Here is a 25,215-nt window from a genome sequence, read left to right on the forward strand (position 1 = left end):
TAATGCCCGCGTGATCATTGACGACGGGATCTTGTTCCGGCAGGCCGTGGAGAAGGACGCCGACACCCTGGTGGCGCTGTACGACCGGGCGGCCCGGTGGATGCGCGACAACGGGATCGACCAGTGGAAGCCCGGTGACAAGGACGCCGACCACTTCCGCGCGCGGATGCGCGACGGGGAGGTGTGGCTCGCCGGGGACCCGGACGGGCGGGTGATCGGCGCCTACGAGCTTTGGTGGTCCGACGAGGAGGCCTGGGGCGTGCAGCCGCCCGTGGCGGGCTACGTGCACCGGCTGATGGTGGAACGCGAGGCCGCGCCCGCCGGTTCCGGGCGCCGCATGCTCGAACACGCCGAGCGGCGGATCGCGGGGACCGGACGGGAGCGGGCGCGGCTGGACTGCGTCTCCACCAACCCCCGGCTGCTCGCGTACTACCAGGGCGCGGGCTACCGGGTGGTCGGGGAGTTGCCCAACAAGGAGGGGAAGGACGGCAGGGTCTACGGGGTGATCCTGCTGGAGAAGCGGATGGACCGGCTCACCGCCGTGTGAAGACCGAGACGGTGCGGGCCGGGACGGTGAACTCTCCTGTCCTCGTGTCGTAGGCGGACCGCTTGACCGTGGCGTCCGAGCCGGCCGCCTGGACGGGGTGCAGGGCGTAGGCGGTGCCCGCGAGGGCGGGGACGCGCTGGGGCTGCTCGGTGGTGGTGGCGTTGAACACCACCACCAGGTCGCCGAGGGTCATGGTGATCACGCCCGGGGTCTCGTCCTTGCCGGAGAGCGGGAAGGCGAGCCGGTCCTGGACGGCTTCGGCCGTGGTGAGGGCGAAGTCGGGTTCCGTCGTACGGATCCTCAGCAGGTCCCGGTAGGCGGCCGAGGCGGCGGTGATGTCCGGGCAGCCCGGGACCGGCTCCGTGAGGAGGGGTTTGGCGTAGAGCCACTTGGAGCCGTTGTCGGCGGCCGGGGGAAGGCCTCGGCCGAAGCCGTTGCCGTCCCGGCAGTCCCAGTGGACGGCGTTGAACCAGTCGCCGCTGTCGTAGGAGTTGCGGTCGAGGGACTTGGAGCGGAGCAGGTCCGTGCCGGCCTGGGAGAGGGCCGGGCCCTGGGAGAGAGTGGCCGTCGCCAGGGCGAGGACCTGCATGCGGGCCCGGTCGGCCGTGCTCGTGCCGGTGGGCAGCTTGTAGGCGAGGGCGTCGTACAGGGATTCGTTGTCGTGGGCGTCCGCGTAGGCGAGGGCGTCGCCGGGGGCGGCCGCGTAGCCGGCCGGGGCCCCGTTGTAGTCCAGTTCGGAGCCCTTGATGCGGCGGCCGGTGCTGTCGGTGAAGGCGTACGGGGCGAGGTTGCCGGACAGACCGACCTTGATCAGGTCCTGGTCGTGCAGGAGGCGGGCCTTCTGCTCGGCCGGGGTGCCGCCCGCGGGTGACGCGTTCGGGGCCGTGAACAGGCCGGAGGCGAAGCCCTGGACGCGCGGGTCCTCGTCGAAGGGGCCGCCGCCGCGGACGGCGTCGCGCGCCCGGTCGGAGAAGGTGGCGATGCCCGTGCCGGCCATGTTCTTCTGCGTGGCCTGCACGAAGCGGGCGTCGTCGGCGACCTCGCCGAAGTTCCAGCCCTCCCCGTAGAGGACGATCCTCTTGCCGTCGACCCCGTCCTTGGCGGGGGTGAGCTCGTCGAGCGCCTTGCGCACGGCGAGGATGTTGGCCTTCGGGTGGTGGCCCATCAGGTCGAAGCGGAAGCCGTCGACCTTGTACTGCTTCGCCCAGGTGACGACGGAGTCGACGACGAGGCGGCCCATCATGGCGTTCTCGGGGGCGGTGTTGGCGCAGCAGGTGGAGGTGGCGACGCTGCCGTCGGCCAGCAGGCGCTGGTAGTAGCCGGGGACGATCCGGTCGAGGACGGACTTGTCGCTCTGACCTGCGGCGACGGTGTGGTTGTAGACCACGTCCATGACGGTGCGCAGTCCGGCCCCGTTCAGCGACTGGACCATGCGGCGGAACTCGACCGTGCGGGCCGTGCCGTTGGGGTCGCTCGCGTAGCTGCCCTCGGGGACGGTGTAGTGCAGCGGGTCGTAGCCCCAGTTGTAGGCGTCCTTGGCGGCCGCCGCGGCGACGCAGGCCTGCTGCCGGTCGGAGTCGGGCGCGTACACCTTGAGGTCGCAGGCCGGTTCGGTGCGGTCGGCGGCCTTCTCGGGGATGGTGCCGATGTCGAAGGCCGGGAGGAGGTGGACGTACGAGGTCCCGGCGGCGGCCAGGTCGCGCAGGTGCCGCATGCCGGCCGAGCCGGTGTCGGTGAAGGCCAGGTACTGGCCGGGGTGGCCGCTGGTGGGGTCCGCGACGGAGAAGTCGCGGATGTGGAGCTCCTGGATCTGCGCGGAGGCGAAGGGGACGGGTGCGGGCTTGCGCAGGTCCTTCCAGCCGGGCGGGGCGAGCTTCGGGTCGGCGAGGTCGACGACGAGGCTGTGGGTGGAGTCCGCGGTGAGGGCGGTGGAGTAGGGGTCGGTGACCAGGTTGCGGACCACCTGCCCGGTACTGGGGGCCCATACGGTGACGGCGTAGCGGTAGCGCTTGCCGGTCCAGTCGCGGTCGCCGCGCACGGACCAGACGCCGGTGGAGTCGTCGCGGCGCATCGCCACGGTGCGGCCGTCGAGTTCGAGGGAGACCTGTCGGGCGGTGGGGGCCCACACGGAGAGGGTGGGCCGCCCGTCCTTGAAGACCGGGCCGAGGGCGGCCGTGTTCGCGTACAGGTCGTCGAGCACCCCGGCGAGCTGCACGCCGGTCGCGGCCAGGACGGCCCCGTTCGCGGCACGGGCGCTCGCGACGAGCTGCCCGCGCAGGGCGTCGCGTACGCGGCCCCGGTCGCGGGGGTCGACGGTGAAGGCGGCGTACGAGGCCAGGTGCGGGAACTTCTGCTTCTGCGCGGCGGTGAGCTCGGCCTTCGTGAGCCGCAGCCACTGGGCGCCGCCCTCGTCGAGGGTGCCGCCCGCGGCCTTGATCGCGCCGTCACGGGAGGCGAGGAGCTGCACGGAGGCGGCGGAGGCGGGGGCGTTCCAGGCGAGGGTGTCTCGGTCGATCCACACGGCCTGGGCCTTGGTGAGGTCGAGGGCGGCGGAGGAGCCGGCCGGCTGCGGGAGGAGGTACTTCTCCTTGCCGGCGAGCATCCAGACCTCGTGTCCGGTGGCCTTCAGGTCGAGGGACCGGTCGGAGGGGAGGTCCTTCTCGTCGCCCTTGTGGAGGATGTAGCTCAGGGAGGTCGCACCGGCCCCGAGCGGGACCTCGTACACCGCGCCGTAGGAGTCGGTGCGGACGGGCATCAGCGGCTTGGACCAGTCGGTGGGGTTCGCGGCGCCCGTCCAGACGTGCAGGCCCCAGCCGTCGTAGGCGCCGTCGGGGCGCTGGTAGTGCAGGACGGCCTTGGCGGTGTCCTGCGGCGGGAGGGCGGGCGGGTCGGTGCGGGCTGCTTCCTTGCCCTGCTCCAGCCAGACCTCACCGGTCTTCGTGAGGTCGACGGTGCGGTCGGCGGAGACGTCCTTGTTGCCGTCCTTGTCGATGACGAGGTAGCCGACGGAGGAGGCGCCGGGCTTCAGGCGTACGTAGGCGAAGGCGCCGTAGGCGTCGCGGCCGGTGAAATCGTGGCCGGCGGGCCAGGGCGTCTGCTCGCCGTCGGCGATGTCGCCCCAGGCGTAGAGCCGCCAGTTCGTGTAGTCGCCGTCGGGCCGGTTGTAGTGGACGACGGCGTAGTCGCGTTGGGTGGCGGTGGGGACCGGGGTGGGCGGGGCCTGGCCGGTGACGGATTCGGCGAGGGCGCTCGCGGTGCGGCCGGCTGAGTCGACGACGACGGCCTTGTAGCGCAGGGCGGTACCGGCGGGGGTGGTGGCGTCGATGTGCTGGGTGACCTTGTAGGGGGCGTGGTCGGCGGAGCCGAGGACCTGCCAGGGGCCGTTGCCGGTCTGGGCGGCGAAGACGACCCGGTCGAGGGCGCCGGGGCCGCCGGCGGCGGTCACGTCGGCGGAGAGCTCGACGGTTCCGGTGGCGCCGGGGGCCGGGGCCTTCAGGGTGAGGGCGGGCTTGGCGGTGGGGGCGGGGAGGGGGGCCGCGCCCTGGAGCACCACCGAGCCGAGGGCGGGGACGGAGACGGTGAGCTTTCCGGCGGAGGAGGACCAGGTGAGGGAGGTGCCGCCGGCCCCGTAGAGGGTGCGGTAGAGGGCGCCGGCCGGGGCGTCGAGCTCCACGGTCCTCGCCTCGGGGCCGTTGTTGGCGGCGACGAGGTACTCGGTGCGGCTGCGCGCGTCGGTCCGGGCGAAGGCGTAGACCGACCCGTCGACGAGGCGTTCGCTCTGGATGCCGTCGCGCAGGGCGGGGTGGTCCTTCACCAGCTTCGAGAGAGCACTGATCTGCTGGTAGAGCGGGTGGCCCTGGTCGTAGGCGTCGCTCGCGTGCGTGCGCGCCGTTCCGAGCTGGTCGTCGTCGAGGTAGTCGGCGACCTTCGACGCGAACAGCGGCTGGCGGGCGTCCTTGTCGCCTCCGGCGCCCGTGAAGCCCTGCTCGTCACCGGAATAGATCACCGGGTTGCCCCGGGAGAAGAACATCAGCTCGTTGGCGAGCCGGTACCGGTCGAGCAGCTCCTGCTCCGTCGCCCCCGGCCGGTCCTGCTTCAGGAAGGTCCCGAAGCGGCCCATGTCGTGGTTGCCGAGGAAGGTCACCTGCTCGTACGCGTTGGCCCGGTCAGAGGTGTACTTGTAGTCGTCGGCCAGTACCGAGGCCGGCCGCGAGGCCGCCGCGCCCTGGGAGGCGTACGCGCGGATCGCGTCCTGGAGCGGGAAGTCGAGGGTGGCGTCGAGCCGCCCGCGCGTCACGTACGGGGAGGTGACGGCCGTGTCGGCGGAGTAGACCTCGCCGAACATGAAGAAGTTCTTGCGCCCGCGCTGCGCGGCGTACTTGTCGAGGGCGGTCGCCCACTGCGTCCAGAACGCGGTGTCGACGTGCTTGACCGTGTCGATGCGGAAGCCGTCGATCGCGAAGTCCTCGACCCACTTCTCGTAGATCTTCTCCATCCCGCCGACGACCTCGGGACGCTCGGTCCACAGGTCGTCGAGGCCGAAGAAGTCGCCCTGGTCGGAGGATTCGCCGGCGAAGGTGGAATCGCCCCGGTTGTGGTACATCGTCGGATCGTTGAGCCAGGCCGGGGCCTTCAGGTTCTTCTTCGCGTCGGGCACGAAGGGGGTCCGCGGGAAGGAGCCCGCGTCGACCGCGGGGAACTTCCTCTTCCCGTCGGCGTAGTCGGAATCGTCGAACGGCACCCCGTCCTTCGTCAGGTACGGGAAGGCCCCCTTCGACAGGTAGGAGTACGACTGCTCCCGGTAGTCGACGACGTCGGCCGTGTGGTTGGTGATGACGTCGAAGAAGACCTTCATCCCCTTCCGGTGGGCCTTGTCGATCAGTCGCTCCAGGTCGGCGTTGGTCCCGAAGTGCGGGTCGACCTGGGTGAAGTCGGTGATCCAGTAACCGTGGTAGCCGGCCGAGACGTCGTTCCCCTTGCCCTGCACCGGCTGGTTCTTGAAGATCGGCGCCATCCAGATGGCGGTGGTGCCGAGTCCCTTGATGTAGTCGAGCCTGTCGGTCAGGCCCTTGAGGTCGCCGCCCTGGTAGAAGCCCTTGTCCGTCGGGTCCAGCCCGGTCTCCAGGCGGCTTCCGGTCAGCCCGCCGCGGTCGTTGCGCGGGTCGCCGTTCGCGAACCGGTCCGGGAGGACGAAGTAGAACTGCTCCCGGGTCAGGTCGTGGCGGGCCGGCTCGGCGGCGAGCTTCGCGTCCGAGGGCGGGGCGGGCGGCCGTACGGCGGCGGCCGCGGCCGGGAGCGCGGGCAGGAGGGTCACGGCCAGGGCGGCGGCGAGTGCTCCTGCGGCTGGGCGTATCAAGGCGGATCTCCTTGTGTACGGATCGGTGGACAGCGCATGCACGAGGGCCGCCCGGCGGTGGCGGGGAGGATGGTGCCGGGCGGCCCTGGTCGGTGGGGCGGGCGGTTCAGCTGCGCCAGGTGTCGTTCAGCGTGACCTTGCCGCTCGCGGGGACGGTGGCCGTGCGGTTCGCGCCGCTCTCCCAGGTGACGTTGCCGGCGGCGTCCTTGCGGACGTACTTGTACGCGAAGGACGTGCCGGGCGGGAGCGTGACGTCGAGCTTCCAGACGGGGTAGGCGGCCGGGTCGAGCTTGAGGGCGGCGCCGGTGTTCCAGGCACCGAGCTCGGCGCGGTCGCCGACGACGTGGATGTTCTGGCCGGGGACGGTGGTGGCGTTGACGGCGAAGGCGGCGCCGGCCTGGGCCTGGGCCGGGGCGCCGGCACAGCTGCGCGCGCCCACGTGCAGCGCGACGGCGGTGCCCGCCCCGAGCGTGGCGGTGAACCGGCCGCCGGAGTCCACGGTCACCGCGCGCCCGCTCTGCACGTCGCAGTAGTCGCCGGCCGGGAGGGAGGTCTGGAAGGTCCGGGTCAGGGCGGCCGCCTCGTGGTTGATCGCCACGTACGCCTTGGAGCCGCGCCCGAAGGCGATCTGGTCGCCGCCGTTGTCCCACCAGTCGGTGACGGCCTGCCCGCGGGCCGTGTTGCGGAAGGCGACCATGGAGGAGATCTCCCGCCAGGCGTGCTGGCACTTCCACCCGTCGGAGTAACAGGCCTTCACCGTGCCGCTGTTGGGCGGGCCCGCGTCCTTGTCGGTCCACTCGTAGCCGGAGTGCACGTCGGGGGATCCGTAGGGCCAGGCCAGCATGAACACGCCGGCGAGCGTGTAGGCGGAGCCGTCCTTGTAGGTGAGGGTGTCACCGCCGCGCTCGGTGTCGTGGTTGTCGACGAAGACGCCGGACTGCCCGCTCGGCATGTACCCCCAGGCCTCGCCGAAGTTCTTCAGGTAGGCGAGGTTCTCGTTCTGGAAGACGCGCTTGAGGTCGCGGGCGTAGCGGAACTCCTGCACGTCGCCGTTGCCGAGGTACTCACTGGGCGACACGGCCTCGCCGGCCCCGTATATCGCCTCCTGCTTCCAGTACACCGACGGGTTCGTCAGCCGGGACTTGATGTTCGCGAGGTCGGCGGCGGGCATGTGCTTGGCGGCGTCGATCCGGAAGCCGTCCACCCCGAGGGACAGCAGGTCGTTGAGATACCCGGCGATCCGGCCCCGGACGTACTCCTCGCCCGTGTCGAGGTCGGCGAGCTGCACGAGCTCGCAGTTCTGGACGTTCGCCTTGTCCTGGTAGTTGGAGATCGTCGCCCGGCAGTCGTCCATGTCGGAGCCGGAGTAGGTGCCCGGATAGTTGTACTTCGTATACGTGGAGCCGCCGGTCCCGGTGTGGGTGGCGCCCGCGTCCGCCGGGCCGGCCATGTGGTTGATCACCGAGTCGGCGACGACCTTCACGCCTGCGGCGTGGCAGGTGTCGACCATGCTCTTGAAGGCCGTCCGGTCGCCGAGCCGCCCGGCGATCTTGTAGCTGACGGGCTGGTACGAGGTCCACCACTGGCCGCCCTGGACGTGCTCCTGGGGCGGCGACACCTGCACGTAGCCGTATCCGGCGGGGCCGAGGCTGTCGGTGCAGGCCTTGGCGACGGAGGCGAAGCTCCACTCGAAGAGGACGGCGGTGACGTCCTTCTGGCCGGGAGGCGCGGCCTGCACCGGGGGCGCGACGGCGGTGAGGGTGCCTGCCGCGAGCGCGGCGGCGGCCAACAGGGTGCTGCCGTTCCTTCCGTTTCTGCCGTTTCTGCAGGTTCTTGCGGTGGGGGGCATGTGGGGCCTCCTGGCGGAGAGGGGGGATTGCTGGCGACCGTAGGGCCCCGCCAACCGGCCTGCAATACCTTGCGCAAGAAATTGCAGAATTGTTTCCGCCATGTGTCCCGCCGTGCCGGCGTCCGCCCCGACCGATGCTTGACTGATCATCAAAGTACGCAGAAAAGGGTGGAGTTCGGAGTGAAGGCCGCAATACGGGGGACGATGTGCGCGATCGCTTTGGCGGCGGGGCGGGCGGCGGCCACCGGCGCGACGTTGCGAGGGACTGGTCGCCGCGGGTGCCGCGGAGATCAACCACGCGAGGAGGCGCGAGGGCAAGGCCGAGTTCAGCCTCTTCTCCTTCGACTCTCCGAAGGCCGCGAGCGGGCCTCAGCGGCGGCGCGTACGCGGCGGCGATGATCGTGCTGGGCGTGCTCGGCGTGGGCGGCCTGGTGGCGGCGAGACTGCCTCGGGGGGCGGGCCTTAGCGGCGGCGCCATAGCAGCGGCGCCTGGGCAGCGGGTTCACCCGAGCCTTGGCGGATGGTGGTCGGGGGTGGGGCGGGGGTGGGGCGGGGGTGGGGCGGGGGTGGGGCGGGGGTGGGGCGGGGGTGGGGGCTTTCGGGGCCCCGGTCGGTCGGGGCCGGGAAGGGTTGGGGCTTTCCCGTCGGTCCCACTGTCCTTCCGCGTCGGGCCGCCCTGTCAAGGGCGCTCCTTCGTCGCGTCGCTGCGCGATGTCGCTGCGCTCCACCCTTGACAGACCGACCCGCCACGGAAAGACAAGGACCAACGGGAAACCCCCAAAAGAACGGGCCGGGAGGAACAGCAACAACCAGCCGGGACAGGAATGTCCGACCCGACTCCGGCCCAGCAGGCCCACTGCCCATCAGCCCCTCCAGATCACCGGCCGAGCCGGGCAGGCGGCCACCCTGCGCCACATGTCGACCACAAGAGCCCCAGCGGCAGGAAGGGCGCGTCAGATCGCTACGCGCTCCTCACGGCTCAGCGTCTGCGGTCCGTCTGGGGCTGGTCACGCGTCAGATCGCTCCGTGCTTCTCCCCGACGGCGTCGACGGTCCATGGAGGCTGGTCACAAGCCGCCGACGATCGCTACGCGCTTCTCTTTCCTCGGCGTCTGCCGGCCGTCTGGGGTGACTCAGACGCCTCGACGACGTGGAGAGCAGGCTGGACAGCTTGGAGGTCCACCCGACCGGAGCGGGCACAGGATGTCGGGTGCGGCAGGCTGGGTGCTTCCTAACGTGGTGATCGAAAGGGAAGGAGACCGGGGTTGCTGGATCGGCTGAACCAGGCCATGGAACACATCGAGGGTCACCTCGACCGGGACATCGACGTGGCCGTGCTGGCCCGGATCACCGTCACGTCGGAGTACCACTTCCGGCGACTGTTCTCGTCGCTGGCGGGGATGCCGCTGTCGGAGTACGTCCGACGCCGTCGACTCACCGTCGCGGGGGCCGAAGTCCTGGCCGGCCGGCCGACCTTGCTGGAGATCGCGATCCGCTACGGCTACACCTCGGGGGAGGCCTTCGCCCGGGCGTTCCGCGCCGTGCACGGCATCGGCCCCGGCGAGGCCAGGCGTACCGGCGCGACTCTGACCTCGCAACCCCGGTTGTCCTTCCGCCTCACCGTCGAAGGGAACAGCACCATGCGCTACCGCATCGTGGAGAAGGAAGCATTCCGGGTCGTGGGCAAGAAGGCCCGCGTCCCGCTGATCTACCAGGGCGTCAACCCCCACATCGCCGAGCACATCCGGAGCATCTCGCCGGAGAAGATGCTGGAGATCGCCAACCTCTCGGACCAGGACCCGGAGGGCGTGGTGTCGGCGACCGTACGCCTGTCGGACGGCTTCGAGGAGGGCAGCGAACTCGACTACTACCACGCCGTGGTCACCACCGCCCCCGAACTGCCGGAGGACCTCGACGTACTGGACTGCCCGGCGGGCACCTGGGCCGTGTTCGAGAACACCGGCCCGTTCCCACAGGCCCTGCAGCAGATGTGGGGCGACGTGGCCGCCCAGTGGATCCCTTCCAATCCCTACGAGTACCGTCCGGGACCGGAGATCCTGCGTACCCGCCCGTCGCAGGACGACCCGGCGCAGTCCAACGCACAGCTGTGGATCCCGGTGACCCGTACCACCCTCTGAGCGCACATCCGCCCCAGACGGCCGGCAGACGCCGAGGAAAGAGAAGCGCGTAGCGATCGTCGGCGGCTTGTGACCAGCCCCAATCGACCGTCGACGCCGGCGGGGAGAAGCGCGTAGCGATCATGGGCGAGATCAGCCCCAGACGGACCGCAGACGCTGAGACGCGAGGAGCGCGTAGCGATTTGATGCGCCCTTCCTGCGGCTGGGGCTCTTGTGGTCGACATTTGGGGGGCCTGCCGGCGCGGAGCCGGGTCGGACATGCCTGTCCCGGCTGGTTGTCCCTGTTCCTCCCGGCCCGTTCCTTTGGGGGTTTCCCGTTGGTCCTTGTCTTTCCGTGGCGGGTCGGTCTGTCAAGGGTCGCCGCAGGCGATCGCGCAGCGACGCGACGACGAAGGAGGAGCGCCCTTGACAGGCCGGCCCGACGCGGAAGGACAGTGGGACCGACGGGAAAGCCCCAACCCTTCCCGGCCCCGACCGACCGGGGCACCGAAAGCCCCCACCCCCGCCTCGCCCCCGCCCCACCCCCGACCCCGACCCGCACGCCCCTACGGCACCGGCACCTGCCCCGTGGACCCCCGCACCACCAGCTCCGGCTGGAAGACGTACTCGGTCCTCTGGACCGGGTTGCCCGAGACCGCCTCCAAGAGGGCGCCCACCGCGGCCGTGGCCATCGCGCGGACCGGCTGGCGGACCGTGGTCAGTGGGGGGTCCGTGAAGGCGATCAGCGGGGAGTCGTCGAAGCCGACCACCGAGACGTCCTCCGGGACCCGCAGGCCGCGTTCCCTCGCCGCCCTGATCACGCCGAGGGCCATGGGGTCGCTGCCGCAGACGATGCCCGTGCAGCCGCGTTCCAGCAGGGCCATGCCCGCGGCGTGGCCGCCCTCGACCGTGAACAGGGTGCGCTGGATCAGGCCTTCGGCGGCGGCCGACGGAACGGCGGACAGGAAGCCCTGTTCCTTGCGTGCCGACGGGACGTAGCGGGTCGGCCCTATCGCGAGGCCGATCCGCCGGTGACCCAGGTCCTCCAGATGTCGTACGGCCATCTCGGCCGCCGCCCGGTCGTCCGGGGAGATGAAGGGGGCGTTGACGGCTTCGTTGAAGCCGTTGATCAGGACGAAGGGGACCCCGCGCGCCGCCAGTCGCTGGTAGCGGGAGGGGTCGGCGGACGCGTCGGCGTGGAGGCCCGACAGGAACACGATGCCCGTGACCCCGCGCTCCTCCAGCTGCTCGACCAGCTCGTCCTCCGTCGCCCCGCCCGGGGTCTGCGTGCACAGCACCGGCGTGTACCCGTGCCCGGCCAGCGCCTGCTCGATGACCTGCGCGAACGCCGGGAAGATCGGGTTGGTGAGCTCCGGGATCAGCAGCCCGACCAGGCCGTTGCTGCGCCGCTTGAGCCGTACGGGCCGCTCGTAGCCCAGCAGGTCGAGCGCGGCCAGCACCTTGTGGCGGGTGCCGGCCGCGACGCCCGCCTTGCCGTTGAGCACGCGGCTGACGGTCGCCTCGCTGACCTGGGCCTGCGAGGCGATGTCTGTCAGCCGCAGCGGGGAGCCCGACGGGGAGGTCACACCTGCCACCACACCGTGCTGTCGGCGGGGAGGACGTAGGTCACGTCGGTGACGCTGGTGACGCCGGAGACATCGGTGACATCGGAGACGTCGGAGACGCCCGCGTCGGCGACCCCGGTGCTGGACAGCAGGATCCGGGCGCCCGGCCGCGCCGGCATGCGGACGTCCTCGGCCGTCGTGTTGGCCGTGCACACGAAGTCCCCGCGGCGGAAGGCCAGTACGCCCTGCGGCGCCTCCAGCCACTCCACGCCCTCGCCCGCGCCCAGTTCCGGCCGCTCGCGCCGCAGTCGCAGGGCGGTGCGGTACAGCTCCAGGGTGGAGTTCGGGTCGCCGGTCTGGGCGGCCACGCTGAGACCGGCCCATTCGGCCGGCTGGGGCAGCCAGCTGCCGCCGGTGCCGAAGCCGTACGGGGCCTGGTCGCCCGACCACGGGATCGGCACGCGGCAACCGTCGCGGAGCCCGTCCTGGCCGTTGGCCTTGAAGAAGGAGGGGTCCTGGCGCACCTCGTCCGGGAGGTCGGTGACCTCGGGCAGGCCGAGTTCCTCGCCCTGGTAGACGTACGCGGATCCCGGCAGGGCCAGCATCAGCAGCGCGGCGGCGCGGGCGCGGTCCAGGCTGCCGAAGCGGGTGCGGTGGCGTACGACGTCGTGGTTGGACAGCACCCAGGTGGTGGGGGCGCCGACCGGGCGCATCGCGTCAAGGGACTCGTCGATGGTGGCGCGCAGCGCGTCCGCGTCCCAGCCGGTGTTCAGGTAGTGGAAGTTGAAGGCCTGGTGGAGCTCGTCGGGGCGCAGGTACATGGCGGTGCGGTCGGCGCTGGGGGTCCAGGCCTCGGCGACGCCGATGCGGTCGCCCGCGTACTCGTCCAGCACCTTGCGCCACGACCGGTAGATCTCGTGGACGCCGTCCTGGTCGAAGAAGGGCAGCACCTGGTTGCCGAGGAGCTTGAGCTGCTCGCCGCGGCCGAGGTCGGGCAGGCCGGGGGCCTTGACGAGGCCGTGGGCGACGTCGATGCGGAAACCGTCGGCGCCGAGGTCGAGCCAGAAGCGCAGGATGGAGCGGAACTCATCCTGGACGGCGGGGTGTTCCCAGTTGAAGTCGGGCTGTTCGGGGGCGAAGAGGTGCAGGTACCACTCTCCGTCCGCGACGCGGGTCCACGCCGGACCGCCGAAGATCGATTCCCAGTCGTTCGGCGGCTCCGCGCCGTCCGCCCCCCGGCCCGGACGGAAGTGGAAGCGCTCGCGCAGCGGCGTGCCGGGCCCTTCGCGCAGGGCCTGCTTGAACCATTCGTGCTGGTCGGAGCAGTGGTTGGGGACGAGGTCGACGATGATCCGCAGGCCCAGTGCGTGGGCTTCGCGGATCACGGCGTCGGCGTCGTGCAGGGTGCCGAACATGGGGTCGATGGCCCGGTAGTCGGCGACGTCGTAGCCGGCGTCGGCCTGCGGGGAGGCGTAGAAGGGGCTGAGCCAGACGGCGTCGACGCCCAGTTCCTTGAGGTAGGGCAGTCGGCTGCGGATGCCTTCGAGGTCCCCCATGCCGTCCCCGTTGGAGTCGGCGAAGCTGCGCGGATAGACCTGGTAGATCACCGCTTCTCTCCACCAGCCGGGCAGGGTGCCGGTGGAGGTGGGAAGTGCGTCGGCGAGGTGCTGGGTCATGGTGTCCTTGAAGAGATCGGGCCGGAACGACGGGCGGGCAGGGTGGTCAGCCCTTGGTGGCGCCCGCCGTCATCCCGGCGACGAGGTGACGCTGGGCGAAGACGAAGAAGATCGCTGCGGGGATGGCGATGAGCACGGAAGCCGCGCTCATGGCGCCCCAGTTGGAGGTGTACTGCGTGACGAAGGTCTGCAGTCCGCCGGCCAGGGTGAGGTTCTCGTCGCCGACCATGAAGGCGGAGGCGTACGCGACTTCGCCCCAGGCGGTGATGAAGGCGTAGAAGCCGGTGACGGCGAGGCCGGGCTTGGCGAGCGGCAGGACGAGGCGCCAGAAGGTGCCGAAGGGGTTGAGTCCGTCGACCCGGCCGGATTCGTCGATCTCGATCGGGATGGCGTCGAAGAAGCCCTTCATCATCCAGGCGCAGAACGGCACGGCGATGGTGAGGTACGTGATGATCAGCCCGAGGGGCTGGTTGAGCAGCCCGAGGTCGCCCATCAGGTTGTAGAGCGGGACGATGAGGATCGCCATCGGGAACATCTGCGTGATGAGCAGGGTCCACATCAGGGGCCTCATGCCGGGGAACTTGAACCGGCTGACCGCGTATCCGGTGGTGGCGGCGATGAACACGCCGAGGACGGTGGTGACGCCGGCGACCAGCACGGAGTTCCCGAACCAGCTCAGGAAGTGGCTCGACTCCAGCAGGTACCGGTAGTTGGCGAGCGTGGGTTCCTTGACGAACTCGGTGGTGACCGCGTACTTGGCCGGCTTGAACGAGGTCAGCAGGATCCAGAGCACGGGGAAGACGGCGATGACGGACGCGACGACGAGGGTCGCGTGCAGTCCGACGGAGGCCAGCGGGGAACGGTGGCCTCGGCCCCGGGCGGTCTCGGGGTTCGCCGATGCGCGCTTCCCCGGTGCGCGCTTCGCGGCCGGGGGTGTTTCGGCGGCCGGGGCCGCGGCGGCGGCGGTGGACTTCGTGGTCACGGTCACCACACCTCTCCCTGCTTGCGCAGCGAGCGCCGGTAGACCAGCGCGAAGATCATGAGCAGCAGGAGGATCAGCACGCCCCAGGTCGCGGAGACGGCGAAGTCGCGCGGGCTCGAGATGAAGGCCTCGCGGAAGGCCTGGGTCACCAGGATCTCGGTGGAGTCGCCCGGTCCGCCGCGCGTGAGCAGGAAGATCACCGGGAACATGTTGAAGGTCCAGATGGTGGAGAGCAGGATCACCGTCATGCTCACGGCACGCAGCCCGGGCAGGGTGATGTGCCGGAACCGCTGCCACGCGGAGGCCCCGTCCATCTCGGCGGCCTCGTACAGCTCGCCGGGGATGGACTGCATTCCGCCGAGCAGGGCGACCATCATGAAGGGGACGCCGAGCCAGACGTTGACGGCGATGACGGAGAACTTGGCCCAGGTCGGGTCGTCGAGCCACGGGATCGCGGCGATGCCGCCGCCGTCGAGGACCTTGTTGAGGATGCCGTTGTCGCGGTTGAAGAGGAACCGCCAGGCGAAGACGGAGACGAAGCCGGGGACGGCCCAGGGCAGGATCAGCGCCATCCGGTAGGCGGCGCGCCCGCGGAACTCCCGGTTGAGCATGTTGGCCAGGACCAGGCCGAGCGTGAAGGTGACCGACACGCAGCCGACGGTCCACAGCACCGTCCACACCAGCCGCTGCAGGAACACCGGGTCGCCGAGGACGGCCGTGTAGTTGTCGAGGCCGACGAACTCGTACGTGGCCTCGATGTGGCGGACGCCGATGGTGCGGGAGACGTTGCGTTCGTTGGCGTTGGTCAGCGACATGTAGATGCCCTTGACCAGCGGCCAGCCGATGATCACGCCGAGGACGAGCACCACCGGGGCGACCATGGCCCAGGCGTACCAGTGGGTGGCGAGGGCGCGCCTCAGACCACGTGCGTTCCTGCTGTCAGTCCTGCGGCTCGGGCCGCGGGCGACGTCGGTGTTCCCGATCTCGTCGCCCGCGGCCTTCGCCACCGACTGGCTGGTGTGAGCAGCCATCTGTATCTACTACTTCCAACCCTTGAGGATCTTGCGGAACTCGACGCCGGCCGCCTTGGCCGCGTCCTCCGGGCTGGAGGCCCCGGTGACCGCCTTGGTGTATTCGATCTTCAGCGGCTCGAAGAGGGAGCCGTTCTCCGGGATCCAGGCGCGCTCGACGGCCTTGTCGACGGCCGGCTTGAAGAACGCGACCATCTCGCTGCTCTTCACGTCGGGCTGGTCGTAGGCGGCGGTGCGGGTGGGGAGCAGGCTGAGCTCCTTGGCGGACTGGACCTGCACCTCCTGCGAAGTCATGTACTCGACGAAGGCGTGCGCGGCCTCGCGGTTCTTGGAACCGGCGTAGACGGCGAGGTCGTGGCCGCCCTGCGGGGAGCCGGCCTTGACGGAGCCGGCCGGGACGGCGGCGATGCCGAGGTTGGCCTTGTCCTTGAACTGGTCGCCCGCGTAGGTGTCGGCGACGGCCCACGGACCGTTGATCATCATGGCCGCCTCGCCCGTCTTGAAGGCGGTCTGCATGTTGGTGAAGCCGTCGGTGGCGTTGGTGATCGCCGCTCCGGAGGTCACCAGGTCGCGGGCGGTCTTGAAGGCCTTGACGCCGGCCGCGTTGTCGACCGTGACGGTCTTGTTCTTGGCGTCGACGAGGTCGCCGCCCTCGCCGTAGATCAGCGGGAGGAACCAGTAGGAGTCGTCGCCGCGCAGGTAGAGGCCGGCCTTGCCGGTCTTGGCCTTGATGGCGGCGGCGGCGGTCTTCAGCTCCTCCAGGGTGGTGGGGGGCTGGACACCGGCGTCGGCGAGCATCTTCTTGTTGTAGAAGAGGCCGAGGGTGTCGATGACCTGCGGCACGGCGTAGGTCTTGCCCTCGAACTTGCCGCTGGCCGCGGCCTGCTTCAGGAACTCGGCGTCGACCTTCTTCGCGGTGTCGGCCGGGACCTCGTCGAGGTAACCGAGGGAGGCGAAGTCGGCAACCCAGCCGACGTCGGCGCGGATCACGTCGGGGGCGTCGGCACCGCTGCTGAAGGCGTTCTTGACCTTGTTCTGCGCGTCGCCGTAGGGGACGTTGACGTACTTGACGTTGACCTTCGGGTGCTTCGCGGTGAACGCCTCGGCGATCTTCTGGAAGCTGGCCTTCTCGGCGTCGCCCGACGTGTCCCACCAGGTGACCGTGCCGGACAGCTCGCCGCCGGACTTGGTCTCGCCACCGTCGCCCTTGTCGCCGCCGCAGGCCGTAGCCGCGAGCGCCAGGGTCGCGACCAGCGCGGTGGCCGCTATGCCACGCCGCATATGAACTCCTTCGATGGATCCCGGCCGCGCCCGTGCGGTCCCGAGTTGCAGGGAACGTAACAAGCCTGCAAGCCATCCGAAAGAGCTTGCGGCAATTTTCTGCAAGACGAGCTGATCGTTACATCCGTGTGTCCGTACGGTTGCCGCAGCTTGCTGTTAGTTCGAGTCACCTTCGAGCGTCCGGGCCCGCAACCACGGGGCGTGTACTCGCGTTGACCCCGATATGACCCATGAGCTGACCGCCTCCCGGCTTGCAAGCGCTTCCAGCAACGCGACCGCGAGTTCGGCCGCGAGCGGCGGCTGGTGGCGCGATGCCGTCATCTACCAGGTCTACGTACGCTCCTTCGCGGACAGCGACGGGGACGGCGTCGGGGACCTGCGCGGGGTGCGCGAGCGCCTCCCGCACCTGGCCCGCCTCGGGGTCGACGCGGTGTGGCTGACCCCCTTCTACGTCTCCCCGCAGGCGGACGGCGGCTACGACGTCGCCGACTACCGGGCCGTCGACCCCCTCTTCGGGGACCTCTCCGACGCCGACGACCTCGTCGCGGCCGCGCACGCGCTCGGGCTGCGGGTCATCGTCGACGTGGTCCCGAACCACACCTCCTCCGAGCACCCCTGGTTCCGGGAGGCCCTGCGCGCCGGGCCGGGGGACGGCGCCCGCGCCCGCTACCACTTCCACCCGGGCCGGGGGGCCGCCGGCGAGCTCCCGCCCAACGACTGGGAGTCCGTCTTCGGCGGCCCCGCCTGGACCCGGCTGCCGGACGGCGACTGGTACCTGCACCTCTTCGCCCCCGAGCAGCCCGACCTGAACTGGGAGCACCCCGAGGTCGCCGAGGAGTTCGACTCCGTCCTGCGCTTCTGGCTCGACCTCGGCATCGACGGCTTCCGCGTCGACGTCGCCCACGGCATGGTCAAGGCCCCGGGCATGCCCGACATCGGCCGCGGCGCCCAGGCCACCCTCATCGGCACCGAACCGCTCCCCTTCTTCGACCAGGACGGGGTCCACGAGATCCACCGCTCCTGGCGCCGCCTCCTCGACTCCTACGGGGGCGGGCGCATCGGGGTCGCCGAGGCCTGGGCCCCCACGTCCGAGCGGCTCGCCCTCTACGTCCGCCCCGACGAGCTGCACCAGGCCTTCAACTTCCGCTTCCTGAACTGCCCGTGGGACCCGGACCGGCTGCGGACCGTCATCGACGAGTCCCTGGCCGCCACCGCCTCGGTCGGCGCCCCGACCACGTGGGTGCTGTCCAACCACGACGTCGTGCGCCACCGCACCCGCTACGGCAGCCTCGACCGGGCCCGTGCCGCCGCCCTGCTGATGCTGGCCCTGCCGGGATCCGCGTACGTCTACCAGGGCGAGGAACTCGGCCTCCCGGAGGTCACCGACCTCCCGGACGAGGCCCGCCGGGACCCGGCCTTCCTGCGCACCGCCGGCCAGGACGGGCTGCGCGACGGCTGCCGGGTGCCGCTGCCGTGGGCCGGCTCGGAGCCCCCGTACGACTTCGGGCCGGGCGGCACCTGGCTGCCGCAGCCCCACGGCTGGGGCGAACTCGGCGTGGCCGCCCAGACCGGCGACCCGCACTCCACCCTGGAGCTCTACCGCGCCGCACTGGAACTGCGCCGGGCCATGCCGGGCCTGGGCGCACCGGAGGCCGGCCCGCTGACCTGGCTCACCGCGCCGGAGGGCGTGCTCCTCTTCACCCGGCCCGGCTTCGCGTGCACCCTCAACACCCGCCCGGCGCCGGTCGAACTCCCGGCGCCGGGTCGACCCGTACTGTCCAGCGCCCCGGTGGAGACGGACGGCCGCACCGTCCGCCTTCCCACGGATTCGTGCACCTGGTGGGCCTTGTGAGGTGGGAGCCGGTACAGTCCAGTCCCGTGACCGCACGGCTAGCCGACATCGCAGCCCAGGCGGGGGTCAGCGAAGCCACAGTCAGCCGCGTGCTCAACGGCAAGCCCGGTGTGGCCGCGGGCACCCGTGAGTCCGTGCTGGCCGCGCTCGACGTGCTCGGTTACGAGCGGCCCGTGAAGCTGCGCCAGCGCAGCGCCGGGCTCGTCGGTCTGATAACCCCCGAACTGGACAACCCCATCTTCCCGGCGCTCGCCCAGGTCATCGGCCAGGCCCTGACCCGGCAGGGGTACACGCCCGTCCTCGCCACGCAGACGCCCGGCGGGTCCACCGAGGACGAACTGACCGAGATGCTCGTGGACCGGGGGGTCTCCGGGATCATCTTCGTCTCCGGTCTCCACGCCGACACCACCGCCGACATGGGCCGTTACGACCAGCTGCGCGGGCAGGGCGTCCCGTACGTCCTCATCAACGGCTTCTCCGACAAGGTGCAGGCACCCTTCGTCTCGCCCGACGACCGGGCCGCGATGCAGCTCGCCGTCACCCACCTCACCGCGCTCGGCCACACCCGGATCGGGCTGGCGGTCGGACCGAAGCGGTTCGTGCCGGTGCTCCGCAAGATCGAGGGCTTCCGGCTGGGCATGAAGGAGCGGCTCGGGCTCGACGAGGCCGAGGTGGAGGAGCTGATCCAGCACTCCCTCTACACCCTGGAGGGCGGCCAGGCCGCCGCCTCCGCGCTGATCTCGCGGGGCTGCACGGCGGTGGTGTGCGCGAGCGACATGATGGCGCTCGGCGCGATCCGGGCCGCCCGGCAGCAGGGCCTCAGGGTTCCGCAGGACGTGTCGGTGGTCGGTTTCGACGACTCCCCGCTCATAGCGTTCACGGACCCGCCGCTGACCACCATCCGGCAGCCCGTGCAGGCCATGGGGCAGGCCGCGGTCCGGACGCTGCTGGAGGAGATCGGCGGGACGCCGGCTCCGCACAGCGAATTCGTCTTCCTGCCGGAGCTGGTGGTGCGCGGTTCCACTGCTTCCGGCCCCGGGCAGGCACGGGGCCGGAGTCGCCCCTAGGGCTCCGGGGTCTTCGGGGTCGTCCCCAGGGCGGAGAGGCTGCGGCCAAGACCGTCCCGAGGGATGATCGGAGGCGAGAGCGGATCTGGCAGACTCTTTTCCCATGGGTGAAGCGAGCGTGAAGACACTGGAAACCCGGACGGATGTCTCGTCACCCACCGTGACCGAGAGCGAGACCCGCCCGGGGTCCGATCGCGCCCTGCTCTCCCGGCTGCGTTCGCCGCGCCGGCCGCGGATCTGGTTCGAGGTCCTGCTCATCGCGGTCAGCTACTGGACGTACTCGCTGATCCGCAACGCGGTGCCCGAGCAGAAGGCGGCCGCCCTCGCGAACGCCGACTGGATCTGGCGCGTCGAGCACGATCTCGGCATCGCCGTGGAGAAGTCCGTCAACCACGCCGTCGATTCGGTGACGTGGTTGATCGTCGGCATGAACTACTACTACGCCACGCTCCACTTCATCGTGACCATCGGCGTACTGGTGTGGATCTACCGCTTCCATCCGGGGCGTTACGCGGCCACGCGCCTGATCCTCTTCGCCACCACGGGCGTGGCCCTGCTCGGCTACTACTTCTTCCCGCTCGCACCGCCCCGGTTGATGAGCGGGCAGGACTTCGTGGACACCGTGGTGGTGCACCACACCTGGGGTTCCATGGCCTCCGGCAACCTCAAGCAGATGTCGAACCAGTACGCCGCCATGCCCTCGATGCACATAGGGTGGTCGCTCTGGTGCGGGCTGACGATCTTCGCGGTCGCCTCGGCCCCGTGGGCCCGGATCCTGGGCCTGCTCTACCCGACGGCGACGCTCGTCGTCATCGTGGCCACCGCCAACCACTTCTGGCTCGACGCGGTGGGCGGCACGCTCTGCCTGACCTTCGGCTACCTCGTCTCGCGCGCCTGGTACGGCTCCCTGCCGCACCGGCTGCCGCGCCACCCCGAGCACGCGGGCCCGCACCCGGCCTCGGAACTCCTGAACCGCTTCCGCGCCCGCGCCTGACCCGCCGGGGTCGGCGGGCCGTGGGCGGCGCGGCGGATCATCGGCCGTTCTGTTCGCCCGCACGCGGGCTCACGAGGGCTGTCCCTGCCGGGAGCGCCCGGCGCCGGCGACGCGTCCGGCGGGACAGAGCGGGATCCGGTGGTGCACGGCGAGCAGGCACAGCTGGACGCGGGATATGCCGCCCAGCTTCCCGCGCATGTTCTCCAGATGGAATTTCACGGTTCGAATGGTCATTCCGAGGGATTTCGCCAGCTCGCCGTTCGAAGGTCCGCACGCCATGGCATGGAACACCTGGAGTTCCCGATCCGTGAGATCGGACATGCGAAGGAATCCCTGACGGATCCACTCCGCCCCTCTCCCCCACTCCTCGCGGTCATCGCCTTCGCAGTACGAACAACGGGGTCGGATCTCCCCCGCTTCGCCGCCGTCGACACCGAAGCCCACAGCACCCCCCGGCGCTCATTCCTCAAAATGCCGTGATCATAGCCTTTGACGGATGTCGGGGGCATTGGACGTTGCGTCCACACCTGAGGGAGCGTCACCATCGCATCCTCTGACGGCGCGGTCACGAGGGTGGACCGCCGGGCCGTCTCGACCGGGCGACGGGCCGCGAGGGTCCGGACCGACGGCGGCCGCGGCGTGACATGCATCACGGCACTTTCGTCAAGGCGAGGTGACCGCAGGCGATTTCACACCGCCGACATTTCGATATTTGTCCGTTTTGGAATCGACATTCCCCTCAACCACGGGAACGGAATGCGCGATACCGGCGGCTCCGCCCCCGACCCTCCTGGTCACGCCCCCTTCTGAGGAACCCTCAGGCGGTTGCGGCAGTGATCAAAACGTGACCATGCACGATCCTCGGCCCGTTTCAAGCCGGGATCCGCAGGCCCCGGGCGCCTCGGGTACGGAAACTTGCCAGGTCGTCGGAGGGCTTTTAAGAATGGCGGCCACTCCGGTGGCCCCGCGGTTCGGGCTCCGGAAGCTTTGCGATCACCGAGTGAGGTCACGCATGCAGAAGCATCGGAAGAAGAAGCCCTACAGGAAATTGGTCATAGCCGTCGGCGTCCTTGGCGTAGTGGGTGTTCCCACGGTCGCCGTGGCCTGCTGGAACACGCAGGACACCGGCCGGACGCAGAGCGCGAGCGGGCAGGAGGAGCGCCCGTGGCAGTACGCGACTCCCTCGGCCACCCCCGTCTCCCAGACACCTGTGGACCTCCCGTCCCCGAGCAGCACGCCGGCCGCCTCCCCCAGCAGCCCCGCGGCCTCCGCGCAGCCGGTCGTACGGACGACGACGGCGCCGCCGAAGCCGCAGCCCCAGCCGACGAAGCCGGCGGCCGCCCCCGCGAAGCCGGCGCCCGCGCCCGCGCCGCCGAAGACCTCCGTCCCGGCCCCTTCCGGCTCCGCCGCCGCCGTGCTCTCGCTCGTCAACCAGGAGCGCGCCGCCGCCGGATGCCCGGCCCTCACCCTCAACGCGAAGCTCACCCGGGCCGCACAGGACCACAGCGCGGACATGGCGGCCCACGGCAACATGTCCCACACCGGCTCCGACGGATCCGACCCGGGCACGCGCATCACCCGCGCCGGATACACGTGGAGCTCGTACGGCGAGAACGTCGCCTACGGCTACAGCACTCCCGAGAAGGTCATGGAGGGCTGGATGAACAGCCCCGGCCACCGGGCGAACATCCTGAACTGCTCCTTCAAGGAGATCGGCATCGGCCTGGCCCAGCCGAACTCCTACTGGACGCAGGACTTCGGCACGGCGCGCTGACGCCCGGCAACGTTCAGCGGTGGGTGACGCGCCCGCCGGACATCGTGAGCCGGATCGGCGTCTGCGCCAGCTCCTGCGGCTCGGCGGTGACCGGGTCCGACCAGAAGGCCGTCAGGTCGGCCCGGAAGCCGGGCGCGATCCGGCCCGCCACCTCCTCCTCTCCGGCCGCGAGCGCCGCGTGCGAGGTCATGCCCTCCAGGGCCATCAGCCCGGTCAGACCCCTGCCGGTCGAGGCCGCCCCGAGCGGGCTGCGGGCGGCGACCAACACCTGGCGGGCGTCGTGGTCGGCGATCGGCCAGTCGGAGCCCAGTGCGAGGACGGCTCCCGCGTCGCGCAGGTCGCGGCAGCGCCAGGCCCGTGCGGCCCGCTCCTCCCCGAGCCGCTTCGACCACTCGTCGGTGTGGTCGGCGCGGGTGGCCCCGGCGTGCGGCGGCTGCATCGAGGCGATCACCCCGAGTTCCGCGAACCGCCCCAGCTGGTCGTCGGGGACGGTCTCGATGTGCTCGATCCGGTGCCGCATCCGGGCCCGGGCGCCGATGCCCGCCACGGTGTCCAGGACGTGGCGGACCGCCGCGTCGCCGATGGCGTGGGTGGCCGTGCGCACTCCGGCCGCGTCCAGGATCCGTACCGCGCGGGTGTAGGCCTCGGGGTCGGGCCAGAAGGCCTCGGTGCCCTGGCCGTGGCAGTCGGCGTGCTCCAGCCAGGCGGTGCCTCCCTCGACGGTGCCGTCCATGAAGAACTTCACTCCGGCGACCTGCCAGTTGCGGCCCCGGAGGTGCTGGAGCTCGATGAGTTCGTCGAGCGCGTCGTCGTCGGCGCCCGGCATGCACCAGGGGGCCAGTTTCAGGCGCAGCGGCAGGTGGCCCTCGTACTCGACGGTCGACAGGAGGGCGGGGACGTCCCCGTCTCCCAGGTCCATGACGTGGGCGCCGGTGAGACCGGTGGCGGCCATGTCGTTCAGCAGGCCGACCAGGCTCGCGCGGCGCCGGGCGGTGGAGGGCTTGGGCACCAGCGGGCCGACGAGGTCCATCGCGGCGTGCTCGACGAGGTGGCCGGTGGGCCGTCCCTCGCCGTCGCAGACGACCTCGGAGCGCTGGGCGAAGGCTCGGGGCCCGGTGATGCCCGCGGCGGCGAGGGCCGCGCCGGAGACGAGGGCGGAGTGGCCGTCGTACAGCCTCAGGAAGGCGGGGGCGCCGTCCAGGGCCTCCTCGATCAGGGCACGGTCGATGGGGCGGCCGCCGAAGGCGTTGTGGTCGAGGCCGTGGCCGACGACCCAGCCCTTGTCGCGCTCGGCGCCGCGCAGGGCGGCGCGCAGCTGGTCCAGGTCCCGTACGGCGGACAGGTCGGTGCCGTTGACCATTTCGATGCCCCAGACGGGGTGGCTGTGGGCGTCGGTCAGGCCGGGGGTGAGGGTGGCTCCGCCGAGGTCGATCACCTCGGTGCCGGGGCCGCGCCAGTCCCGTACGTCGGCGTCCTCGCCGACGGCGACGATCTCGCCGCCGAGGACGGCTACCGCACCGGCCTCGGGGCGGGCGGGGTCGAGGGTGCGGACGCGGGCTCCGGTGAGGACGGTGTCGGCAGCGGGCACTGCTCTGCTCCTTGGCTGATGGTGGGTTCTTCGGCGAAGCGGGCGTAGACCTCGGGGCGGCGGGTCTTCAGCCGCTGGGCGAGGGCCAGGCCGAGGAGGAAGACGGCGGGGACGAGGGCGACGAGGACGGTGTTGACGGTGGCGGAGGCGGCGGTGAAGAGGTCCACCTTGGAGACGACGAGGAAGATCGCCACGGCGAGGAGCACCGCGGCGGCGACGGGCGCGATGGCCGTGCGCCAGGGCCCTTCGGTGTGCGCGGTGCGGCGGAAGTAGACGGGTACGGCGATGGCCGCGAGCAGCATGAGCGCCATGAGGGCGATCATGCCTGGGGTGTTCACCCAGAGCAGGAGCTGCTGGTACGGGTCGGCGCCGGCGAGCGCGAACCCGAGGACGACCACGGCGCCGAGGGCGGTCTGCGCGAGGCCCGCCCGGTACGGGGAGCGGTGGCGGGGGTGGACGCGGCCGAGGGAGGCGGGCAGGACGCCCTCCTCGGCGAGGGCGAGGGCGTAGCGGTTGATGGCGTTGTGGAAGGCGAGGAGGGAGGCGATGACGCTGGTGACGATGAAGACGTGCATCAGGTCGGCCGCCCAGGGGCCGACGTAGGTGGTGATCGCGGTGAAGAACAGCCCGCCGGGGTCGGCGGTGGCTGCGGCCATGACTTCCGTGTCACCGAAGGCCTGGATGACCGTCCAGACGACGAAGGCGTAGAAGAGGCCGAGGAAGGCGACGGCGATGTAGGTGGCGCGCGGGATCGTCCGGTCGGGGTCGCGGGCCTCGCGGCGGTAGATGACGGTGGACTCGAAGCCGGTGAAGGCCGCGAAGGCGAAGGCCAGCACGGCGGCGGTGCCGGGCACGAGGACGGCTCCGGGGGCGAAACCGGCCGCGGACAGGCCGTGGGCCCCACCCTTGAGCAGTACGCCTCCCGCCAGCAGGACGAGTATCCCGGTCTCGGCGACGAGCAGGATCCCGAGCAGCTTCGCGCCGAAGTCGATGGAGCGGAAGCCGCCGTACCAGATGAGCACGAGCCCGGCGAGGGACACGGGGAGCCAGGGGATGTCGAGGCCGAACAGGGCGCGGCCGGTGTCGGCGGTGGTCGTGCCGAGGAGGCCGTAGACGCCGATCTCCATGCCGTTGTAGCCGATGAGCGCGAGCAGGGCGGCGCCGATGCCGACGCGCTTGCCGAGGCCGCGGGTGATGTAGGCGTAGAAGGCGCCGCCGCTGCGGACGTGGCGGCTCATGGTGGTGAAGCCGACGGCGAAGACGGCGAGGGTGATCCCGGCGAGGAGGTATCCGGCGGGGGCGCCGATGCCGCCGAGGAGGATCGCGACGGGCGCCACGCCCGCCATGACGGTGAGGGGGGCGGCCGCGGAGACGACGAAGAAGGAGATGTCGGCGGTGCCGAGCGCGGCGCGGCGGAGCTCGGGGGACGTGGAGGACGGGGTGCTTTCGGGCAAGGCGGGGCCCTTCTGCTGGGGAGGCAGAAACCTAAAGGCTTTCGGTTTTCGGCAATGTAGCCTCCCCTTCCGGAGTACGGGAA

16 protein-coding genes are annotated in these 25,215 nt (G+C 71.0%); 6 read left to right on the forward strand and 10 right to left on the reverse strand.

The window, feature by feature from the left end:
• The first annotated feature begins 10 nt into the window (after positions 1-10).
• The gene (locus ACFYZL_RS29670) at positions 11-547 is read left to right on the forward strand and encodes a GNAT family N-acetyltransferase (protein ID WP_384751235.1); all 537 of its coding nucleotides are present in this window, start codon (positions 11-13) and stop codon (positions 545-547) included.
• On the opposite strand, the gene pulA is transcribed toward ACFYZL_RS29670, so the two are convergent.
• Positions 534-5,903: a pullulanase-type alpha-1,6-glucosidase gene (gene pulA, locus ACFYZL_RS29675; protein ID WP_388683127.1), complete on the reverse strand. Its 5,370-nt coding sequence runs from the start codon at positions 5,901-5,903 to the stop codon at positions 534-536. The two genes, ACFYZL_RS29670 and pulA, sit on opposite strands and share 14 nt — an antisense overlap.
• Positions 5,904-6,009: 106 nt before the next feature.
• The gene (locus ACFYZL_RS29680) at positions 6,010-7,752 is read right to left on the reverse strand and encodes a carbohydrate-binding module family 20 domain-containing protein (RefSeq protein ID WP_388683129.1); all 1,743 of its coding nucleotides are present in this window, start codon (positions 7,750-7,752) and stop codon (positions 6,010-6,012) included.
• Positions 7,753-9,016: 1,264 nt separating this feature from the next.
• Here ACFYZL_RS29680 and ACFYZL_RS29685 point away from each other — a divergent pair.
• On the forward strand, positions 9,017-9,889 hold the full coding sequence (locus ACFYZL_RS29685) for a GyrI-like domain-containing protein (protein ID WP_384759404.1): 873 nt from the start codon (positions 9,017-9,019) through the stop codon (positions 9,887-9,889).
• A gap of 545 nt (positions 9,890-10,434) precedes the next feature.
• Here the strand turns inward: ACFYZL_RS29685 and ACFYZL_RS29690 are convergent.
• The 5 genes from ACFYZL_RS29690 to ACFYZL_RS29710 form a co-directional block, all read right to left on the reverse strand.
• Complete coding sequence (locus ACFYZL_RS29690; RefSeq protein ID WP_388683133.1) at positions 10,435-11,463, reverse strand: LacI family DNA-binding transcriptional regulator; 1,029 nt, start codon at positions 11,461-11,463, stop codon at positions 10,435-10,437.
• Positions 11,451-13,109 carry a glycoside hydrolase family 13 protein gene (locus tag ACFYZL_RS29695; protein WP_384746066.1) on the reverse strand — a complete coding sequence of 553 codons (1,659 nt, stop codon included), beginning with the start codon at positions 13,107-13,109 and terminating at the stop codon, positions 11,451-11,453. The genes ACFYZL_RS29690 and ACFYZL_RS29695 overlap by 13 nt, the downstream gene beginning before the upstream one ends.
• A 46-nt stretch (positions 13,110-13,155) precedes the next feature.
• Positions 13,156-13,962 (reverse strand): sugar ABC transporter permease, encoded by an 807-nt coding sequence (locus ACFYZL_RS29700; RefSeq protein WP_384746105.1) that lies wholly within the window; start codon positions 13,960-13,962, stop codon positions 13,156-13,158.
• Positions 13,963-14,093: 131 nt separating this feature from the next.
• Entirely contained in the window at positions 14,094-15,122 is a 1,029-nt protein-coding gene (locus tag ACFYZL_RS29705) for a carbohydrate ABC transporter permease (RefSeq protein ID WP_384746067.1), read from the reverse strand.
• 9 nt (positions 15,123-15,131) lie between these two features.
• The gene (locus ACFYZL_RS29710; protein WP_384746068.1) at positions 15,132-16,403 is read right to left on the reverse strand and encodes an extracellular solute-binding protein; all 1,272 of its coding nucleotides are present in this window, start codon (positions 16,401-16,403) and stop codon (positions 15,132-15,134) included.
• A 223-nt stretch (positions 16,404-16,626) separates the two neighbouring features.
• Between ACFYZL_RS29710 and ACFYZL_RS29715 the strand changes: the two genes are divergently transcribed.
• From ACFYZL_RS29715 to ACFYZL_RS29725, 3 genes are all read left to right on the forward strand, one after another.
• Positions 16,627-18,255, forward strand: coding sequence for a glycoside hydrolase family 13 protein (locus ACFYZL_RS29715; RefSeq protein WP_384746069.1), 1,629 nt, complete (start codon positions 16,627-16,629; stop codon positions 18,253-18,255).
• 26 nt (positions 18,256-18,281) lie between these two features.
• On the forward strand, positions 18,282-19,322 hold the full coding sequence (locus tag ACFYZL_RS29720; RefSeq protein WP_384591298.1) for a LacI family DNA-binding transcriptional regulator: 1,041 nt from the start codon (positions 18,282-18,284) through the stop codon (positions 19,320-19,322).
• Between the two features lie 103 nt (positions 19,323-19,425).
• Positions 19,426-20,316 (forward strand): phosphatase PAP2 family protein, encoded by an 891-nt coding sequence (locus ACFYZL_RS29725; protein ID WP_384746070.1) that lies wholly within the window; start codon positions 19,426-19,428, stop codon positions 20,314-20,316.
• Between the two features lie 69 nt (positions 20,317-20,385).
• Here ACFYZL_RS29725 and ACFYZL_RS29730 read toward each other — a convergent pair whose 3' ends face one another.
• Positions 20,386-20,637, reverse strand: coding sequence for a response regulator transcription factor (locus ACFYZL_RS29730; RefSeq protein WP_384746071.1), 252 nt, complete (start codon positions 20,635-20,637; stop codon positions 20,386-20,388).
• Positions 20,638-21,328: 691 nt separating this feature from the next.
• Between ACFYZL_RS29730 and ACFYZL_RS29735 the strand changes: the two genes are divergently transcribed.
• Positions 21,329-22,090 (forward strand): CAP domain-containing protein, encoded by a 762-nt coding sequence (locus ACFYZL_RS29735; RefSeq protein WP_384746072.1) that lies wholly within the window; start codon positions 21,329-21,331, stop codon positions 22,088-22,090.
• A 13-nt stretch (positions 22,091-22,103) separates the two neighbouring features.
• Here ACFYZL_RS29735 and ACFYZL_RS29740 read toward each other — a convergent pair whose 3' ends face one another.
• Positions 22,104-23,678: an amidohydrolase gene (locus ACFYZL_RS29740; RefSeq protein WP_388683139.1), complete on the reverse strand. Its 1,575-nt coding sequence runs from the start codon at positions 23,676-23,678 to the stop codon at positions 22,104-22,106.
• On the reverse strand, positions 23,600-25,132 hold the full coding sequence (locus ACFYZL_RS29745) for an APC family permease (protein ID WP_384746074.1): 1,533 nt from the start codon (positions 25,130-25,132) through the stop codon (positions 23,600-23,602). Before ACFYZL_RS29745 ends, ACFYZL_RS29740 begins: the two co-directional genes overlap by 79 nt.
• Between the last annotated feature and the right edge of the window lie 83 nt (positions 25,133-25,215).

It is taken from the genome of Streptomyces sp. NPDC001717, assembly GCF_042892775.1.
Classification (GTDB): Bacteria; Actinomycetota; Actinomycetes; order Streptomycetales; family Streptomycetaceae; genus Streptomyces.

Excerpts from the sequence above, each read along its gene's own strand:
- ACFYZL_RS29680 (WP_388683129.1), bottom strand. The coding sequence starts at position 7,752 with ATGCCCCCCACCGCAAGAACCTGCAGAAACGGCAGAAACGGAAGGAAC.
- ACFYZL_RS29695 (WP_384746066.1), bottom strand. The coding sequence starts at position 13,109 with ATGACCCAGCACCTCGCCGACGCACTTCCCACCTCCACCGGCACCCTG.
- ACFYZL_RS29705 (WP_384746067.1), bottom strand. The coding sequence starts at position 15,122 with ATGGCTGCTCACACCAGCCAGTCGGTGGCGAAGGCCGCGGGCGACGAG.
- ACFYZL_RS29710 (WP_384746068.1), bottom strand. The coding sequence starts at position 16,403 with ATGCGGCGTGGCATAGCGGCCACCGCGCTGGTCGCGACCCTGGCGCTC.
- ACFYZL_RS29715 (WP_384746069.1), top strand. The coding sequence starts at position 16,627 with ATGACCCATGAGCTGACCGCCTCCCGGCTTGCAAGCGCTTCCAGCAAC.
- ACFYZL_RS29725 (WP_384746070.1), top strand. The coding sequence starts at position 19,426 with ATGGGTGAAGCGAGCGTGAAGACACTGGAAACCCGGACGGATGTCTCG.
- ACFYZL_RS29730 (WP_384746071.1), bottom strand. The coding sequence starts at position 20,637 with ATGTCCGATCTCACGGATCGGGAACTCCAGGTGTTCCATGCCATGGCG.
- ACFYZL_RS29735 (WP_384746072.1), top strand. The coding sequence starts at position 21,329 with ATGCAGAAGCATCGGAAGAAGAAGCCCTACAGGAAATTGGTCATAGCC.